Annotated in this window: 12 protein-coding genes and 1 tRNA gene; 4 read left to right on the top strand and 9 right to left on the bottom strand. The window is 47.8% G+C overall.

Annotated elements, in window-relative coordinates:
* Positions 1 to 21 precede the first annotated feature (21 nt).
* The 8 genes from rsmA to tatC all read right to left on the bottom strand — a co-directional run bounded on the left by rsmA (position 22) and on the right by tatC (position 7,695).
* Positions 22 to 852, bottom strand: a complete 831-nt coding sequence (gene rsmA, locus EA408_08305; GenBank protein ID TVR71636.1) for a ribosomal RNA small subunit methyltransferase A — start codon at positions 850 to 852, stop codon at positions 22 to 24.
* A gap of 11 nt (positions 853 to 863) precedes the next feature.
* Positions 864 to 2,108, bottom strand: a complete 1,245-nt coding sequence (gene clpX / locus EA408_08300) for an ATP-dependent Clp protease ATP-binding subunit ClpX (protein TVR71635.1) — start codon at positions 2,106 to 2,108, stop codon at positions 864 to 866.
* Between the two features lie 257 nt (positions 2,109 to 2,365).
* On the bottom strand, positions 2,366 to 3,283 hold the full coding sequence (locus EA408_08295) for a hypothetical protein (GenBank protein TVR71634.1): 918 nt from the start codon (positions 3,281 to 3,283) through the stop codon (positions 2,366 to 2,368).
* A gap of 383 nt (positions 3,284 to 3,666) precedes the next feature.
* Positions 3,667 to 4,353: an ATP-dependent Clp endopeptidase proteolytic subunit ClpP gene (clpP, locus tag EA408_08290; GenBank protein TVR71633.1), complete on the bottom strand. Its 687-nt coding sequence runs from the start codon at positions 4,351 to 4,353 to the stop codon at positions 3,667 to 3,669.
* A 56-nt stretch (positions 4,354 to 4,409) separates the two neighbouring features.
* The gene (tig, locus tag EA408_08285) at positions 4,410 to 5,768 is read right to left on the bottom strand and encodes a trigger factor (protein ID TVR71632.1); all 1,359 of its coding nucleotides are present in this window, start codon (positions 5,766 to 5,768) and stop codon (positions 4,410 to 4,412) included.
* Between the two features lie 123 nt (positions 5,769 to 5,891).
* Positions 5,892 to 5,976 (bottom strand) — tRNA-Leu (locus tag EA408_08280).
* A gap of 79 nt (positions 5,977 to 6,055) precedes the next feature.
* Positions 6,056 to 6,781 carry an LPS export ABC transporter ATP-binding protein gene (gene lptB, locus EA408_08275; GenBank protein ID TVR71726.1) on the bottom strand — a complete coding sequence of 242 codons (726 nt, stop codon included), beginning with the start codon at positions 6,779 to 6,781 and terminating at the stop codon, positions 6,056 to 6,058.
* Positions 6,782 to 6,873: 92 nt separating this feature from the next.
* Positions 6,874 to 7,695 (bottom strand): twin-arginine translocase subunit TatC, encoded by an 822-nt coding sequence (tatC, locus tag EA408_08270; protein ID TVR71631.1) that lies wholly within the window; start codon positions 7,693 to 7,695, stop codon positions 6,874 to 6,876.
* Between the two features lie 484 nt (positions 7,696 to 8,179).
* Here tatC and recQ point away from each other — a divergent pair, with 484 nt between their 5' ends.
* From recQ to EA408_08250, 4 genes are all read left to right on the top strand, one after another.
* Complete coding sequence (recQ, locus tag EA408_08265; protein TVR71725.1) at positions 8,180 to 10,375, top strand: DNA helicase RecQ; 2,196 nt, start codon at positions 8,180 to 8,182, stop codon at positions 10,373 to 10,375.
* Positions 10,376 to 10,573: 198 nt separating this feature from the next.
* Complete coding sequence (locus EA408_08260; protein ID TVR71630.1) at positions 10,574 to 11,461, top strand: ATP-binding cassette domain-containing protein; 888 nt, start codon at positions 10,574 to 10,576, stop codon at positions 11,459 to 11,461.
* Positions 11,462 to 11,497: 36 nt separating this feature from the next.
* Complete coding sequence (locus EA408_08255; protein TVR71629.1) at positions 11,498 to 12,325, top strand: hypothetical protein; 828 nt, start codon at positions 11,498 to 11,500, stop codon at positions 12,323 to 12,325.
* A 158-nt stretch (positions 12,326 to 12,483) separates the two neighbouring features.
* Entirely contained in the window at positions 12,484 to 13,920 is a 1,437-nt protein-coding gene (locus tag EA408_08250) for a sodium:solute symporter family protein (GenBank protein ID TVR71628.1), read from the top strand.
* A 142-nt stretch (positions 13,921 to 14,062) separates the two neighbouring features.
* On the opposite strand, the gene EA408_08245 is transcribed toward EA408_08250, so the two are convergent.
* Positions 14,063 to 16,129 carry an insulinase family protein gene (locus tag EA408_08245; GenBank protein ID TVR71627.1) on the bottom strand — a complete coding sequence of 689 codons (2,067 nt, stop codon included), beginning with the start codon at positions 16,127 to 16,129 and terminating at the stop codon, positions 14,063 to 14,065.
* Positions 16,130 to 16,176: the final 47 nt, after the last annotated feature.

Genomic DNA, 16,176 nt, shown 5'->3' with positions numbered 1-16,176 from the left:
CTTCGATAAGCTGCCTGGCTGTCACTTCCCTTGCGCCTTTTTTGTTTCTATAAGGTTTGTAAGCTCGGTAAAGCCGGCTGGCGAAAGCTGCTCCGGCCGCCTGGATAGCAATTCGGTTTCCTGAAGTTCCGGAAGGAGGGGGGCCAGTGAGTTCCTGAGCATCTTCCTTCTCTGGTTGAATGCCGTTTTCACCACTCTGAAAAAAAGATCTTCATTGCAATCCGGTATGGCAAACCTCACTAATTTGGTTTCCTGTAATTCATTCCCGGGTTCATCCTTTTTAATTCTCCGGGTCAGCCTCAGAACCGCCGAAGTCACCTTTGGAGGCGGCACAAAAACCTGCGGCGGAACTGTAAAAAGCATTTCTGTGTGGTAATACGCCTGCAGCAGTACGCTCAGAATGCCGTATGTCTTTGACCCCGGCGGTGAAACGATCCTTGTTGCCACCTCTTTCTGCACCATGCATACCACCTCTTTTACAATATGGCGGTTATCAAGTATCCTGAAGAATATCTGGCTTGAAATGTTATACGGGAAGTTTCCGATGATTGCCACCGGCTCCGTATAATTCCGCGAAAGCGGGTATTTAAGGAAATCTTCCTCTTCAATGATCGCATCAGATCCGGGGAAACGGACCTTCAGGTAACTGACGGAATCGGGATCAACCTCGACAAGCCTCAGGTTTATGTTGCTGTTATCAAGCAGGTAGGATGTCAGAATACCGGTGCCGGGTCCTATTTCAATCACATCCCTGTACCCATTCATTGTGAGGGCTCGGGTAATTTTTGCCGCTATGTTTTTGTCGGCCAGAAAGTGTTGTCCGAGTCTTTTTTTCGGGTTAACAGGGTACATGAGGATGAAGGTCAGGCCACCTTGAGCTTCTTGAAGTTGATCTTTTCAATTTTTTCGCGGGCAAACTTGATATCAATATGGAGCTTTCCATTCTTGCCCGAAGGCATCTCGAACATCGGATCGATCATTATGGCTTCGCATATTGAACGCAGTCCGCGCGCACCAAGCTTGAACTCGATAGCCTTGTCGACAATGTACTCAAGCACCTCCTCATTTATCTCCAGGTCTATGCCGTCCATTTTGAATAGCTTGACATACTGCTTTATCATCGAATTTTTCGGCTCGGTCAGAATGGAGCGGAGTGTAGCCCTGTCAAGGGGCTTGAGATAAGTCAGAACAGGAAGCCTGCCGATGATCTCGGGTATCAGCCCGTATGACTTCAGATCCTGTGGGGCAATGTACTGCAGGAGGTTTTCCCTGTCAACCTGCTCAGCCTTTGCTGCTGCCGTGTATCCCACCACCTTGGTGTTCAGCCTCTGGGCGATCTTTTTTTCAATGCCGTCGAAGGCTCCGCCGCAGATGAACAGTATATTTTTGGTGTTGACCGGGATCATTTTCTGGTCGGGGTGCTTGCGGCCACCCTGTGGCGGTACATTAACCACCGATCCCTCAAGCAGCTTGAGCAGGCCCTGCTGTACCCCCTCGCCGCTCACATCGCGGGTTATCGAGGGATTGTCGCTTTTACGTGCAATTTTATCAATCTCATCAATGAAAACAATACCCCTTTCGGCCGATTCTACATTGTAATCGGAAACCTGCAGCAGCCTCGTAAGTATGCTTTCAATATCCTCGCCCACGTATCCCGCTTCGGTCAGTACCGTGGCGTCTACAATTGTAAATGGTATGTGCAGCATGCGTGCGATGGTGCGTGCAAGCAGCGTTTTGCCAGTGCCTGTCTCTCCCACCAGGATGATGTTCGATTTTTCGATCTCCACATCCTGATCATCGCGATGATTGCCCTGCATAAGCCTCTTGTAATGGTTATACACGGCCACCGAAAGGAATTTTTTGGCCTCATCCTGTCCGATCACGTACTGGTCGAGGAAGGCCTTTATTTCGATCGGCTTCAGAAGCTTGATGTGCTGAAGGTCGAGTTCGGCCTTTGATTTCACCTCCTCCTTCACTATGCCGTAGGCCTGTTCGGCGCATGAATCGCATATGTGCCCGGATACACCGGCAATCAGCAGGTTGGTCTCCTTTTTGGTCCTGCCGCAGAAAGAGCACCTTTCCGATTTTTTATCGTTCGAATAAGCCATGTTGAAGATGTTTTATCAATCACCCGCCTGTTGGAGCATCACCTTGCGGGGGATGTAAAACTAATTCATTTTCATTGAATATGAAAATTTTTTTAGATCCCTTTTCGGGGAAGCCGGTATTGCCCGACATCCAGTCGGGGCACAACCTGCAATGGTGTTGATGATGAAGTTGACCTTTTCGGGGAATAAAAAACCCGCGGTGACGGCCGCGGGTTTAAGTCTGAAATCTCTGACAGATTCAGAAAAACAGTTAGTCATTAACGTACTGGCTCACATTTCTGAACGTCGAGGTGGATGACGTAGAATGCGTATTCTCCGACGTTAATATTGTCAAGATCGGTGCCTTTGTAAGTGCCTTCTCCTGTAAACAGACCAGCAGCAGGCCTTGAACCCGGGATCTCATCGTATCCCTTTATCTTAACAGTTTCATTGCCATCCTTAAGCTCCCAGCCGTTTGTCAATACAATGGTAACCGTTCCATCTACAACTTCAACAGTACCTACATCAATAGTCTGGCCGGCCCAGATAGTTTGTACACCACCAACATAAGCATCGTAGTAATACCACCATGCAGCACCCTCACCTGCTGTGTCGCCGCCAAAAGCAGTTTCTGTCTGGCAATCATTATCACCATTACCATTATCGTCACAGCAAATCACATAGTAATCCCAGAAATACCATCTTGGTGAATCGCCGGGATATTCTCCGCCGAATGCTGTGTCATCGTTACCGGTTCTCTCACCATCTTCGAGGTAATATATTTCGGCGTGGGCTACAAAATAAAATTTTGTTTCATCGCATTCCCACACAAAATCTTCCAAGGGAACAACAAATGTAAACTCTGTTGCACCCGTGTCGTCTGTCTTGTAAGGGAAGTGTCCTGAAATTGGCACACCGGTAGGAGTTGTTGGCAGTGTTGAAACATCCGTTCCAACCCAAAGGTGCAGTTCGCCGAATTCTGCATCTACCAGATCCAGATTATATTCGAAATAAAGGTTTACACCGTCATCAGTAATGTTTACAGTACCGGCATCAATATGCTGGCCTGCCCACAAAGTAACCTCCTTTTCGCCGCAAACATAGTTATCATAACCATTTACTTCAAATACCACAGATTCGCTTATGGGTGCTCTTCCGCCTCCCCTGCTCATATCATCCTTCTCACATGAAACCATGAAAAAGGAGAAAGCCATGAATATTAGAGCAAAGCTGCTCAGATTGATCATTTTTGTTTTCATTTTAATAGATGTATTAAATTAGACTAATTATTAATTACAGCACAAAAGTAATCAAGGACATGATACAGTCATTTTTTTTTGACAACGGTCGATTTTTTGGTGACAAATGGTAGTAAAAATTGTGACAAAAGGAAAAACAGCTAAATATCACTAATACAGAATGATATGCTGCATTACTTGAAGTAATTAAGAAGCTTGACAGAAGACGGTTTTATGGTGACAGACAACCGCCTGTAGTTGATAAAAACATACAGGGACCTGACGAGGTCCCTGCAAACACTAAAAATTCACGGGTATGGTGTTCGAACTGCCGGGGCTGGCTATTTCGACTTCTTGCTGTTCCTGACCAGTACCTCGTCAATCATGCCGTACTTCTTAGCCTCCTCGGAGGTCATCCAGAAGTCCCGGTCGGAGTCTTTCTCAACCTGGTTGAAGGGTTTCCCGGTGTGGTGTGCAATGATGTCGTAAAGCTCCTTCTTGAGCTTCTGGATCTCGCGCACCGTTATCTCGATATCCGACACGGGCCCCTGGGCTCCGCCCATCGGCTGGTGTATCATCATTCTCGAATGCTTAAGCCCCGAACGCTTGCCTTTGGTGCCGGCAGCCAGCAGTATGGCGGCCATCGATGCTGCCATCCCTGTGCAGATGGTTGACACGTCTGAGCCAATGTACTGCATGGTGTCATAGATTCCCAGTCCGGCATGCACCGAGCCTCCGGGACTGTTAATATATATTTGTATGTCTTTTGAGGGATCCGACGACTCCAGGTACAGAAGCTGGGCCTGGACAATGTTGGCAACGTAATCGTCTATAGGTAGTCCCAGAAAAATTATCCTGTCCATCATAAGGCGGGAGAATACATCCATCGTGGCAATGTTAAGCTGCCTCTCCTCGATAATGGTAGGCGATATGTATGCGTTCAGCAGCGACTGGTAGCTGTCGATCCTCGACCCGCTGATCCCGAGATGGCCGGTGGCATATTTGCGGAAATCTTTCTCTTTGCTCATTTTATACAGTTTATTGGTTACGCATGTAAAAGTAAGAAATTGAAGATTGCCGGGTATTATTTTTTATCAAATAGCTTTGAAAAATCCTCGTCCTTAACCTTTTTTTCCTCAAGTTTGACCGTCTCCTTCACAAGCTGGGTGATCTTCTCCTGGAATCTCTGCTCATAAAGCCTTCTTCTTTCCTGGTCCTTTTTCAGCATCTCGGCGGCATAGTTGTTGAGGTGCTCCTCAGGAACATTGGCCATGCCGTACTGTCTGAACTGCATAAGTACCTGCTGTCGGGCAAGCTGCTCTATCTCTTCCGGCTCAACCTTAAGTTCGTATTTTTTAATCAGTGCATCCTGGATAAGCTGCCACTTGAGGTCATCCCTGACCTTTTCGAAGTCCTTGTCAATATCCTCTTCACTAAGTTTCCCCTCATTCGATTCCAGCAGCCAGCGTCTGATAAATTCTTCAGGGAGTTCCGCCTTGAACTTCGACACAAGTTTTTCCCTGGCGTCGAGGAACAGCTTGAAGTCGCTGTTCTGGGCATACGCTTTTTCGATCTCCTCTTTCAGCCGGTTCCTGAACTCCTCTTCGGAGGTTACCTCGCCTTCGCCAAATGCCTTGTCAAAGAAATCCTGGTTGATCTCCGCCTTTTTCCATCTGCTGATCTCTTCTATTGTAAGCTGGAAAAGCATCGATTCACTTTCAACCTGCTCCTTGCTTATGTTAAGCATCCGGGTAAGTTCTGCCTCACTGGGGTAGGCTTTTTTAAGATCTATCTGCAGTACATCTCCCACTTTCGCCCCGGTAAGCTGCTTCTTCACCTCCTCGTCTTTTACAACCTTCATTGACAGCGAGGCATTTTCGACCGTGATGCCGCCTTCAATCACCTCACCCTCCGGGGTAAGCTGGCTAAGTCTGCCCTTGACAACATCCTCTTCCTGAACCTCTTCTCCCTCTGTCATTTCACCATACTGGCTGGTATAGCTGTCGGCATGCTTGTCAATCAATTTTTTATTGGCGTCTATTACATAATAGGGGAGCTTGTCTTTACTGGTAATATCTGCTTCAACCTCAGGTGCAATTCCGATATCAAAAACAAACTCGAAGCTTTCCTGGGTATCGAAGTCGATCTCCTTCTGCTCCTCCTTGCTGGTCAGGGGCTCGCCGAGGATATTAAGTTTTTCGTTGTCAATGAATTTGGTGAGGTTTTCTGAAACAAGCCTGTTGATCTCCTCCAGGAGGATTGGTTTGTAATACATTCGCTTTATCATGCCTATGGGGACCATCCCGGGCCTGAATCCCGGCATGTTAGCCTTGCGCTTGTAGTCCTTCAGCTTATCGTTTACCTCTTTTTCATAATCCTGCTTGTCAACCACGATCCTGATAACCGCGTTAAGATCATCCTTGTTTTCTTTAGTAACCTGCATAGAAGATTAAATTTTTAATTTTTATTGCTTTAGGCGGGGTCAGTTACCAGCTGATGCCGGTACACCCCGGTCAAAAAACCGCCTAAACTCCGTTCCTGATACCGGTTGTTTGGCGGCTATGATTTGTGCGGATGGAGGGACTCGAACCCCCACGCCTCTCGGCACCAGATCCTAAGTCTGGCGCGGCTACCAATTACGCCACATCCGCAAAATAAGGCGCAAAGATACTCAAAAAAAACAATAAACCTTAGCCGGTCCTGAAAAATTCATTATTTGATGGTGGAAGGTCAGCGTAAAAGAGAAAAGTTCTGGCCAAGATACAGCTTTCTCACCTGTTCGTCGGCTGCCAGATCTTCTGCGCTGCCCGCTTTGAGTATTCTGCCCTCAAACAGAAGGTATGCCCTGTCTGTAATAGAAAGGGTTTCGTGTACATTATGGTCGGTAATGAGAATTCCTATGTTTTTCTCCCTGAGCGTTTGCACTATTTGCTGGATATCCTCAACAGCAATCGGGTCGACCCCGGCAAACGGCTCGTCAAGCAGTATGAAGCTGGGGTTAAGGGCCAGAGACCTGGCTATTTCAGTTCTGCGCCTTTCTCCGCCCGAGAGCTGAATGCCCAGGCTTTTCCTGATATGCTGCAGCCCGAACTCCTCAAGGAGTGTTTCAACCCGCTCCCTGCGATCAGCCTTTGGTATTTTAGACATCTCCAGCACGGCGTTCAGGTTATCTTCGACCGACAGCTTCCTGAATACCGAAGCTTCCTGGGCGAGATACCCTATCCCCCTCTGGGCCCGCCGGTATACCGGTTCATCTGTAATCTCCTCATCATTGAGGAATATCTTCCCTTCATTCGGCACTATCAATCCCACTATCATATAGAACGAAGTTGTCTTCCCTGCTCCGTTAGGTCCCAGGAGACCGACAATTTCTCCCTGTCCGACCTCGATAGATACATGATCGACCACAGTTCTTTTCCGGTATCTCTTCACCAGATCCTTTGTTGTCAGGATCATATTGTTGTCTGTCTTCTCCACGCTCAGTTTTCCGGTTGATTATCTTAGTTATTCGCGAACACAATTTCCGGAATTACTTCCGGCCGGTATCATTATTTTGCGCCCCGGGCAGCGAGTTGCTCCTTTTTAACTATACTTTTTGAAAGTCTTATGCCCACTTCGTACAGGACCATTAGCGGAACCACCACGAGTATCTGGCTGAAAACATCAGGCGGGGTAATGATTGCCGACAGCATCAGCAGTACCACGAGGGCATGTCTTCTGTATTTCTTCAGGAACTCGGGCGACACCAGTCCGATCTTGGTCAGGAAATAGATCAGCACCGGCAGTTCGAAGATCAGTCCCACAGCAAGCGCAATGGCGGTGACTGTTGATATGTATGAGATAAGGTTTATCTGGTTGGTTACCTCGGCACTGACCTGGTAAGTGCCGAGAAAATGCACCGACAGGGGGATAATGACATAATATGCAAAAAGTACCCCCAGAATAAAAAGAATTGATATATAAAACACACCGCCCCTTGCATACATTTTTTCTTTATCGTAAAGGGCCGGGCCGATAAATCTCCACATTTCAAAAACCAGGTAGGGAAAAGCCAGTATAAGTCCGAGTATCATCGAAACCATTATATGGGTCGTGAACTGGCCCGCCATGTTGATATTGATCAGCTGGAAAGGCTCGGAGTTTATGCATAATGCTTTGATCCCTATCCAGGTACCAAATGAGCACAGGCTCCGGTTTGTAAAGAACTCAGGGGTTTTCGGCGCTATGATAACGTTTGTGAATATGAAATCCTTGAATATAAATGCAACTATCGCGAAAACGATAATCGACATGATAGATCTGACCAGATGCCACCTTAAGTCTTCAAGGTGGTCAAGGAACGACATTTCGTTATCAACCTTTTTTACCATACTGCAAATAAAGTATTTTTGACGAGATATCTACAATTGAACGTGATATCGAAACATTTATTCTGACACCCTTATATAATAGCTTTTTACCCAATGATCCTCCGGGATGGAACTTTACATAGTCCTTTTGGTAAATGCCCGGCGGTGCAAAATTAATATGAATTTTTGAAGGAGGACTATGTTTTATAAGCACAATTCTCGATTATCTAATGTTAAATTAATTTAAAAAGTTAAGCTTTTGTGAAATAAAGTTTGTAAATTAGTAATGTAAAGTTATTTCATTTTTTATTAAAAGATCTTTGTTATTACTGAATAATTCACGCAATTAAGGACCAAAACAATACTTTGCTGAAGATTTTAGTGAACAGAAACATAACATTTGTCACTTTATATAGTTCATTAATGTAATATATTTGTATAATATCATGTGTTTGCATGATTTTTGATGGGATGTCAGGATTTTTATTAAGACTAATTGATGGAAATGGGAATTTATTCCGGCATATCACTGCTTGAAAGCCTGAAGGCGAATTTTGGTTTTACCAGCTTCAAAGGCAATCAGGAGGATATTATCCGGAACGTGATGGATGGTAATGATACTTTCGTGCTCATGCCGACAGGTGGAGGCAAGTCTCTTTGCTACCAGCTGCCGTCTATGCTGCTTGACGGGACTGCAATTATTATTTCTCCGCTTATAGCCCTGATGAAGAACCAGGTTGATGCTATCAGGGCTTTCAGCGCCGACGACGGTGTGGCGCATTTTATGAACTCATCGCTTACCAAGGCAGCCATTCAGAAAGTGAAGGAGGATCTCCTTTCGGGGAAGACCAAGATGCTGTATGTGGCTCCCGAGTCACTTACCAAGGCTGAAAATGTGCAGTTCCTGAGACAGGTTCGTGTCTCTTTCTATGCCATAGACGAGGCGCATTGTATTTCGGAGTGGGGGCATGATTTCCGGCCTGAATACCGGCGTATCAGGGCAATAATTAACGAGGTTGGTGTTGCCCCTATAATTGCACTTACTGCCACTGCCACTCCCAAGGTTCAGCACGATATACAGAAGAACCTTGGAATGCTTGATGCACATGTATTCAAGTCCTCATTCAACAGGCCCAACCTCTATTATGAGATTCGGCCAAAGATCCAGGCCACCAAGGAGATCATAAAATTCATAAAGAATAATAACGGGAAATCAGGAATTATTTACTGCCTGAGCCGCAAGAAAGTTGAGGAGCTTGCACAGACACTAACGATCAACGGTATAAAGGCGCTGCCATATCATGCCGGGATGGATTCTGCCACGAGAAGCGCCAACCAGGACAGCTTCCTGATGGAGGAGGCTGATGTAATAGTCGCCACCATAGCATTTGGTATGGGTATAGATAAGCCCGATGTTAGGTTCGTCATACATTACGATATACCCAAGAGCCTGGAGGGATACTACCAGGAAACCGGTCGCGCCGGCCGTGACGGTGGCGAGGGAAGATGCATCACCTTTTACCGTTACAAGGATATCCAGAAACTGGAAAAGTTCATGCAGAACAAGCATATCGCCGAGCAGGAAATAGGCAAGCAGTTATTGCTCGAAACGGTTGCTTATGCTGAGAGTGCTGTTTGCCGCCGCAGACACCTTCTTCACTATTTCGGCGAAGAGTACCCTGATGACAATTGCGAAAACTGCGATAACTGCAACCATCCCAAAACCCGGTTTGAGGGTAAGAACGACATATTACTGGTGTTGCGCACAGTTCAGGCCGTGAAGGAAAGATTCAAGGCTGAACACATTGCCGAAATAATTGTCGGAAAGAAAAGTCAGGCGGTACAGACGTACGGTCACAATGAGCTTGATGAGTTCGGACAGGGAGAGGGAAAAAATGAGAAATACTGGCTTGCCGTTATCAGGCAGGCAATGATCTCGAAGTTCGTTGTAAAGGAAATTGAGAATTACGGATTGCTGCGGCTTAGTCCGGAAGGCCTGGAATTCATGAAGAATCCCTCTTCTTTCATGCTTGTCGAAGAGCAGGAGTATGATTACAACGATCCGGAAGATTCAAACGGCAGCAATGGGGGAAAAACAAGCACAGTCGACCTTGAACTTCTGGCAATCCTGAAAGATCTGCGTAAAAAGGTCTCCAGGAAGCAGAATCTTCCGCCTTTCGTAATTTTCCAGGACCCCTCGCTTGAGGATATGGCTCTCCAGTACCCGGTAACTGTCGAAGAGATGCAGAATATTGCCGGGGTTGGTACCGGCAAGGCCAAAAAGTACGGCAGGGAGTTTGTCGATGTGATAAAGGCTTATGTTGAAGAGAAGGAGATAATTCGTCCGCAGGATATGGTAGTCAAATCGGTTGTCAACAAATCGGGTGTAAAGGTCTCAATCATCCAGTCGATCGACCGTAAAATGAACCTTGACGACATTGCTGCCTCAAAGAATATGGAAATGGATGCTCTGCTTACCGAGATAGAGGCTATTGTAAATTCAGGCACGAAGCTTAACATTGACTACTATATAGACGGACTTATCGACGAAGAGAGGCAGGCTGAAGTTTTTGATTATTTCAGGGAGGAAGCTGAGAGTGAATCAATAGAGGAGGCTCTTTCAGAGCTGGGAGAGGATGATTACAGCGAAGAGGACATCAGGCTTATGAGGATTAAATTCATGTCAGAGCTGGGGAACTGATCGCAGGCAGGTAAGGCCGTTCTAAAACAATTACCGGGATGCAGGGAGTGAATTATTTCTTGCATCCCGGTTTTTTTCGTAATATTTTTGCCTTTTCGTCGTCATCTTTATTATAAGCTGCCATCCTGTTGTTTTCCGGGGCTCAAAAAGCCTTTCATGTCAGGGGGTATGCGGTTGTAATTAATTTGAATGTCTTCTATGGAAAAAATTCTTGAAATAAAGGGGCTCACAAAGCACTACGGCAGGATCAGGGCTGTGCATATGCTGGATATGGAAGTGGGACGCGGACAGGTATACGGGATACTGGGGCCCAACGGAAGCGGAAAGACAACCACCCTTTCGGTCATCATGGGGGTTATCCGGCAGCAGTCCGGTACCTTTTCATGGTTCGGCAACGGTTACAGCACCGGCTGGAAAAAGAGGGTAGGCAGCCTTATTGAAGTGCCTAATTTTTATCCATACCTCAGTCTGGTCAAAAACCTTGAGATCATAGCACTTATCAAGGAGGTCCCGGCAGGCGATATCGACAGGGTGCTTGAGGTTACCGGCCTGATAAACCGGAAGCACTCACCATACCGTACCCTTTCGCTGGGTATGAAGCAGAGGCTGGCAATGGCCGCTGTACTGCTGGGTGATCCGGAGGTTATGGTGCTTGATGAACCAACAAACGGACTCGACCCTGAAGGTATTGCCGAGGTTAGGGAGATCATTAGCGATGAAGCTGAAAAGGGCAAGACGGTGATCCTTGCAAGCCACATCCTGGGGGAGGTTGAAAAGGTTTGTTCGCACGTTGCCGTGCTCAAGGAAGGAGAGCTGCTCGCTTCAGGCAGGGTTGATGAGCTTCTCGGGTCTGACCCGGTATATATGGTATCGGCAACCGATATTCAGCGTTTCGAAGAGATTATTGTACGCGCCGGCAAGGCTAAAAAAATCGAAAAAAAAGGAGATGATCTCATAATTACCTGCAGCAGTCCACTACCACCAGAAGAGATCAACAGGTTTGCATTTGAGAATGGAATTGTGCTTTCAAAGCTGGTTCCGGTTAAAAAGAGCCTTGAGTCCCATTTTCTTGAGCTGGTGAAGTAACCATAAACCGGCGATAAACCCGAAAAATCAGCTAAAATGTTAAAACTTATAAAAATAGAGCTTGTAAAGCTGCTCAACTATACATCCTTCAAGGTTATTCTTTTGCTGCACCTGGCACTTTTCTCACTGGTGGTGTTTGTTTCTTCACGCATCGATATAACGGTTCCCGGTTTTGACACCGGCAACCTGTTCAGGTTCCCACATGTATGGAGTTATTTTTCCTGGATAGCGAGCTGGTTCAACCTGCTGCTTGCCATACTAATAATAATGGTGGCCGGCAACGAGTTCTCCTACCGCACTTTCAGGCAGCATGTTATTGACGGGTTGTCACGAAGCGGACTTCTGGGCGGCAAAATGCTGGTGGTGCTCATGATAGCTTTTTATGCCCTTATCCTGGTACTGGTCACCGGACTGATTTATGGCACTGTATATACTTCAGGCATCACTGCAGATACCGTTTTTGCCGGAATGCATATCCTTCTGGTGTATTTCCTGCAGACAATATCTTTTATGGTTATCGGGCTGCTTCTTGTATTGCTTTTACGGAGCACCGCACTTTCAATTATCATTTTTGTACTGCTCCGGTTTCCTATAGAACCGGTGATACGTGCGTTTTTACCCCAATATATGCGACCCTTTTTCCCGATGAAAGCCGTTGGCTCGCTCACCCCGATGCCGGAATTCCTCAGCATTTCATCTGAAACGGCTTTTGAGACCGCCGATGGCACAAACGCACTAACATTAAGCGAGATGGGTCTTGTTGCGCAGGGTCTGCCCCTTTTGGGACAGGTATTACTGGCGCTGGGATATACCATACTCTTCACCGCACTCGCATGGCTGATCATTAAAAGGCGCAACCTCTGATCTGCTGACTGACCTGACAACCTGGAGGGTTCCTGCTTGTGCCTGCCGGCACAATGTTCCCGGCCCCCAATTGCCCGCCCCCAATTGCTGATCACACTTTTCTGCGGTAAAATTTTTCTTGGCAGGCTCATCCTCTTTTTATAGTTTTGTTTTTACATATGCACTGGATTGATATAATTGTATTTGTACTCTATATATTCCTTGTCCTTGGTATAGGTTTCTATTTTCTGTGGCGCAACCGTGATGCAGATGACTATTACGTGGGCAGCCGCAGTATGGGAAGTGTTCATGTCGGGCTCTCCGTAGTCGCCACCGACGTGGGGGGCGGTTTTTCCATCGGGCTCGGGGGACTGGGTTTTATAATGGGTCTGGCCGGATCATGGATGCTCTTTACCGGGCTTATCGGCGCCTGGCTGAGCGCTGTTATCCTGATCCCGAAGGTCCATCCCCTTGGAAAGGAGAAGAAGCTGTACACCTTTCCGCAGATCTTTGCCCATTTTTACAGTCCCCGTGTCGCGATGATGGCCGGCATCATATCCGCCATCGGTTACCTTGGTTTTACAAGCTCCCAGATCCTGGCCGGTGCCAAGCTTGCATCATCCACTTTCATTAACCTTGACATGAACACCGCACTGATAGTGATGGGTGTGATTGCCGTAGTGTATACAGTGGTGGGGGGGATCAAAGCCGTGATATATACCGATACCTTCCAGTGGATCATACTGATGGGGGGACTGATCTTTATTGGAATTCCTTCGGGCTATATTGCCATTGGAGGAATGGACGCCATCAGGGAGACCCTCGGTCCCGAATTTTTGTCGTTCCGCAACGTGCCATGGCAGACCATCGTCAACTGGGCCGTTACCATATTGCCGATATGGTTCGTGGGCATGACCCTTTACCAGCGGATCTATTCGACCCGGAGCGTTAAGGAGGCAAGAAAGGCATGGTTCATTGCCGGCATATTCGAATGGCCCTTCATGGCCATGATGGGGGTGATCCTGGGATTATTCGCGAGGGTAGCATTTGAGAACGGCATGTTCGAATATCTTGGCTATATGGCTGGTGAAGAGCTCGATCCGGAAAAAGGCCTTCCGCTGCTGTTGCGTACTGTGTTGCCGGTGGGACTGATGGGGCTGATGATGTCGGCATATTTCTCGGCAATAATGTCGACAGCCGACAGCTGCATGATGGCGGCCTCGGGTAATCTGCTGACCGATATCCTGTCGAAAATTTTCAAAATCGGGGGTAACGAAAAAAGGATGCTCAGGTATTCACAGTTGCTCACACTTATTATTGGTGTGCTGGCACTGCTGCTGGCTGCCTCGATGGAGAATGTGCTCGAGCTGATGCTCTATTCATATGCATTTATGGTGTCGGGTTTGCTGGTGCCCGTCATAGGCGCCTTTTTCCTGAAACGGCGCACCCCCCTGGCCGCCTTCTGGTCGATGCTGCTTGGTGGCGGCACCACGCTGGTGCTTACAGCAACGGGGGTAGCGCTGCCATTCGGACTTGACCCGAACATATTCGGGATAACGGTATCGGCGCTTACTTTTTTTACTCTTGTCGGGCTAGTTCCTCCCAAAAATCAGTAAACCCGGCCGGTCGCCAGAATCAGTAGTTTAACTGACTGCCGCTTGAATTCTGAAATAAATAACCCGGCCGGGTTAAAGCCTGGCCGGGTTACTCCGGATTTTGAATATTTGCATAGCAGGTTACCGTAAAACTGCAAAGATCTTAATTGACGCTGAAAACCTCGTCGCCGAGACCCTGGTTGATCTCTATTGACTTCACCTCCAGGTCGAATGCCTGCGGGCCGGCCTGCTGCCTCATCAGGAACGGGAACTTCATTCCCTGTACATCCCTGTAATCATTGAAGTCGGTTGTCTGTGTCATGGGTCCCATGGGTGTGTCCTGGGTAATGACGTTACGTACTTTCAGGCCGCTGGCAACATCAAAGAAATCGGTAACGGTAATGCCCTGGGGACTAGTAATGTTTACCTTGTAGGCCGGACTGCCCTCAATAGTCTCAACTCCGTCAAGTTCAAGTGTGTATCCCCTCTCTTCGTACGTAAGCTCGGGGTTCATGACTGCCTGTGTTTTCATCTGGTCAAGCATTTCGCCTTCCAGCTCCATGGTGCCCTGCATTCCGCGCTCGCCGTCGAACAACTGTTCCTGCATCACGTTCCCGCCCATGCTCGTGACTACCCTTATCTTGTTGGGCGCCTTCTGCTGGGTGACCATCTCTATAACCATCCCCTGAACGCTTGCACTCATCTCGATGGTAATGTCGCTTATGTTTTTCATCGCAGCCTCACCGCCAATAGCCTCGATATAGTTCCTGATCACCATGCTTCCGGTCATGTCGTCGGGAATGTCTACATCGGCCTCCTCAATAAGCCTTCCAAAGGCATCATAGAATTCAACCTCACCTGTGGCGCTGAACTTTTTGAGGGTTTCGGCTACCTCTCCCTTGTTGCCGCCTACAATTATATAGCTGTTGGCAGGCAGCAGAAATTTGCGGGCCATCTCCTGTACGTCGGCAACGGATACTTCTCCAAGCTTTTCAAGGTATGTGGCATAGTAATCGGCTGGCAGGCCGTACCTCTCTATGTTGAGGGCGAAGTTTGCAATTGTACGGGGACTCTCAAGGGAACGGGCAAAGCTGCCGTTCATGAAGTTTTTGACCAGGTCAAGGCTCTCCTGGTCAACAGGTTCGTTTCTCAGCCTCTCCATCTCGTACAATATCTCCGTTATAGTGCTGTCGGTAACCGAATTGCGCACTTCTGTACGGGCATTGAACCTTCCCACAAGCCTGTCGTTCGATATACTGGAGCGGGCGCCGTAGGTATACCCCTTGTCCTCTCTCAGGTTCTGCATCAGCCTGCCGCTGAAGACGCCGCCGCCAAGGATGTTGTTCATCACACTCACCCTGATGGCATCGGGATCGCCCGGTTTCAGCACCACTGGGTGGGTAACCGATACAACTGACTGTACCGCGCCGGTACGGTCGGCCATTGCAACCCTCCTGCCGGTGGGTGCAGCAGGTGTTTCGTAGGTGTGCCTGGGCACCTCTGAGGGTTGCCAGGCACTGAAGTATTGGTCCATAAGGTTCTTTGCATCATCGAGTCTTATGTCACCCACAATAACCATGTAGGCGACATTGGGCCTGAAATAGGTGCTGTAATAATCTGTCAGCATCTCCCTGGTGATGTTCCTGAGGGTCTCCTCGGTTGTCACTTCCCCGTAAGGGTGATCTTCACCGTAAACCAGTACGGTTGACATGTTGCTTACCATGGCCCCCGCATCGGTCCTTACAGTTGCCTGTGCCGTTATTGCCTGTGAACGCTCCCTCTCCAGTTCATCCTCGGGAAAGACGGGGTTAAGGAGTACGTCAGACATAAGGTCGAGCAGGCTTTCTGTGTGCCTGGTGAGCGACGAGCCGAACATGCCTGTTGAAAATGTACTGAGAGAGGCGCCGATAAAATCAATCGCCTCGTCGATCTCGGGCTTTGTGCGGTTTGTAGTGCCTGACCTCATCAAAGAGCCGGCCATACCTATGTAACCCTTTGCATCATGTTCCATTACCGGATCGATATCGAGCGTAAGCTGGAATGATACCACAGGTACCTTGTCGTTTTCGACCACAATTACCTGCAGGCCATTGTCCATCGTGAACTTTTCGTAGTCGCCTATCTGGATAACGGGTGCGGGCCCCGGCTCGGGTGCCCTGGTCCTGTCAATCTGGGCGCTGAGGGGTATCAGGAAGAAAGCCAGGATTAGTATGCTTGTAATTCGCTTCATTTCAGTAGGTTTAGTTTTTTGTTTTGATTTGTTAACGGTTAAAGACT

This window comes from Marinilabiliales bacterium, assembly GCA_007695015.1.
Classification (GTDB): domain Bacteria; phylum Bacteroidota; class Bacteroidia; order Bacteroidales; family PUMT01; genus PXAP01.
The sequence above is the reverse complement of the archived record's forward strand: the minus strand, read 5'-3'. Positions and strand labels throughout refer to the sequence as shown.